This window comes from Butyrivibrio sp. (assembly GCF_024699075.1).
The window spans coordinates 1-3,135 of record NZ_JAILQF010000289.1; the positions used below are offsets into that span (position 1 = coordinate 1).

Consider the following 3,135-nt stretch of genomic DNA (forward strand, 5'->3'; position numbering starts at 1 on the left):
TATCAGGCTGTTCTATTCCGGGAATTGAACTGCCTGGCTATAGCGATACTAAGGAAGAGGGCGCTGCCAAAGATAGCAGTGAAGATTCATCGAAAGATGAGTCTGAAGAAGATACTAAAAAGGAAACTAAAAAGACTGATCAATCAAATGAAGACAGCTCCAAAGAGGTTGAATCTTCTAGCGATGCTGCGACTGAAGCTGAGACTTTAGAGGAAGAAGAAATTGAAGAGTCAGATTCAGAAGAGAAGGAATATAAGCTTGTAAACGTATATGGAAGCGGAGCTCCTTCATATAAATCAGTTAATAGATCAGGCTCTAAATTATCTGACGACGGTAAAAAAGTTGATCTTTGTGAGAAATCACAAAACGCTATAATGGTTGTCGCTGATCTTGAGGATGAATATCCGGAACTTGCTAAGACACTTAAAGATAGTGCTGATACTATGCTTGATAATTATGATTCAGAATTCGAAGAGATGTATGGTATGGCTAAGTCTCAATATGAATCTGATCCTGATTATTTTGGTGAATATTATGATGATGAACATCAGGAGATAACAAGGTCAGATAGTATGGTACTGAGTATCCTTGAAACTGAAGATTTTTATGGTGGAGGAGCTCATGGATATTATGCAGTATATGGTTACAACTATTACGTTTCAAATGGCGAAGAGATAAGCCTTGGTGATGTTGTAAGCGTTTCAGAAGACGAGTTTGCCACAATTATTAAAGCGGACCTCATTGATAATGCAGAAGACGGCGAAGAAACTTTCTTTGATATTGATGAATCTCTTAGTCACTATAAGTTTGATCCTGATGAAAAGAAAAGTATCGAATCCGGAGCTGAAGATTACGAGCTTGGATACAACTGGTATATGGATATAAATGGTATACATATAGTATTCAATCAGTATGACATAGCTGATTATGCATCCGGTTCATTTGAAGTTGTTATTGATTATGATGATGAGATAGTAAATGAAAAGCTTGGATTCGATACAAGTAGGACATATTGCTACAAAGAAGAAATACCTTTTTATGAGTCTGAAAATGAAGCATATGAGGATGAAAATTACATAATATATAACAGTCAGAAGAGTAGCTTTGTTCTTGTATATGGAGATGGCAGTGCTGAATTTGATGACTACTATGGTGAAAAAACGGGAGCTTACAATGTCTATCATTTTGTAATGGATGACGGCAGAGAGTATATTCATCTTTCGACTGCATTTGGCAATGATTATTATGATACATACGTATTTGATGTAACTGATGGTGGCTGTGAGAAGGTAGATATTTTTGGCTATACTGGAGTGTGGATCGATGTAGATACAGATTATAGCGGCCCTAAGGTATTCTCTAATGCAGATAATTTTATTATAGTTGACACAAGCTCTGCCCTTGGAACTTTCACTTACTACAATTATTACTCTATTGGCGATGACGGAATGCCGCAGGCGGATCCTAAAACATGCGTTATTGTTAAAGTCTCCACAGAAGATATCGTATCAGCAAAGAGTGTTAAGATGGAGAAGCTTGATGATGGCTTGGAGCCTACAGGAGATATGATAACTGTACAATCCGGTACAGGCTTTACTATTGTATCAACTGATGGAGTATCTTATGTAGATCTTCTTTCATCAGACGGGCAGTATCTTAGATTATATATTGATAACATTGGATATGAAGGAACAGTTGACGGTGTATCTATTCAGGATATCTTCCCGGGTCTTGAGTATGTTGGCTGATACATATAGGATAGGCTCCTGAAAATATAAGATAATAATCTATAATGGCTATTGTGTATGCAAATTAGATATTTGCCTGCCAATAGCCATTTTTAATAATTATCTTATACTTTTAATAGTTAAATTGGCCATAAGCCTTAGCTTTTGTGATAGCTCTTTTTCATCTTCTTTAAATCCTGTCTTTGCCCAGTAATCTATAATTCCTGCGCATCCGCCTGCAATATAAACAAAGATCATATCCTGGTCCAGAGTAGATGACTTTGGAATATCACTTTTGATGATCTCTGAAAACTTGGAATATATGATCCTTGAAACCTTGGAAGTGAAGCTTGTTGCACTTGCCTGCGTGAATAGGCTTAAACTACCGTTTGCGCTTGTGTTTTCCTTGACTTGTTTGAGAAGGTCTATAAGAAAATCATCTATATTACTCTTTGTAGCTACATCAAGCCTGTTTATAAGCTTCTCGATAGCTTCTTCCTGAAGCTTATCTATAAGATCCGGTATATCAAGATAATGCTTATAAAAAGTAGCTCTGTTTATCTCTGCTTTATTGCAGACTGCAGTAACTGTTATTTTATCGTATTCATTTTGTTTGGCAAGTTCGTAGAATGCTGAACGTATTCTCATTTTGGTGTAGCGGACTCTGCCATCTTCTTTTTTTTCGCTCATAATAAACACTTTCCCCTTAATGTGTTGACTATCTTTCATATGCTGAATAATTGTTGGTTGTAGTTATCAGATGCCTGGAATATAATTCCTATAACAAAGATAATAAACACATGTTCAATAAATTTCAACTGTATGTTTGGAGAAGATTATGAAAGAAGATCAGGTTAAAATATTTGAAAGCGATAATATATGATCATCTATTTTTAAGATGGTACTTCCGGCACTTATAGCTATACTCGTTATGCTTATCTACAACATGGCGGATATGGTATTTGTCGGTCAGACAGGAGAGACAGCGCAGGTTGCAGCCATATCTGTTGTGGGACCGATTTTCAATTTGATCATGGCTGTAGCTATGCTTATATCAGCAGGTGCAACTGTAATTATCTCATCGGACCTTGGCAAAAAAGATATGGAGCATGCCAAGATGGTTTCATCTCTTAGTATCTGGAGTGGAATCATATGCGGAATAATTGCAGGTATGTTGATAATTGCATTTAATAAACCTATTCTAGTATTTTTGGGAGCAACGTCAGATATCATAGGATATGCAAAAAATTATATGCTTATCCTAGCTATTGGAGCTCCACTTCTTCTTATAAGCAATATGCTGGGACAGGTCTTAAGAGCAGAAGGCGCTGTAAAAGAAGGCCTTGTAGGCAATCTCATAGGTACAGTCATAAATATTATTCTTGATCCCGTCTTTATTCTTGGATTT

General features: G+C 36.5%; 3 protein-coding genes. 2 read left to right on the forward strand and 1 reads right to left on the reverse strand.

Annotated elements, in window-relative coordinates; genetic code table 11:
- Positions 1-1,748 (forward strand): RsiV family protein (locus tag K6G87_RS11780; protein WP_296837442.1); only part of this gene is annotated, 1,748 nt, incomplete at its 5' end.
- 99 nt (positions 1,749-1,847) lie between these two features.
- Here the strand turns inward: K6G87_RS11780 and K6G87_RS11785 are convergent.
- Entirely contained in the window at positions 1,848-2,417 is a 570-nt protein-coding gene (locus tag K6G87_RS11785; RefSeq protein ID WP_296837445.1) for a TetR/AcrR family transcriptional regulator, read from the reverse strand.
- Between the two features lie 208 nt (positions 2,418-2,625).
- On the opposite strand from K6G87_RS11785, the gene K6G87_RS11790 reads away from it, so the two are divergent.
- Positions 2,626-3,135, forward strand: a 510-nt coding sequence (locus K6G87_RS11790; RefSeq protein WP_296837448.1) for an MATE family efflux transporter, incomplete at its 3' end; no start/stop codon positions are given.

Bases quoted from the DNA above. Each gene is read 5' to 3' on its own strand.
- K6G87_RS11785 (WP_296837445.1), bottom strand. From the start codon at position 2,417: ATGAGCGAAAAAAAAGAAGATGGCAGAGTCCGCTACACCAAAATGAGA.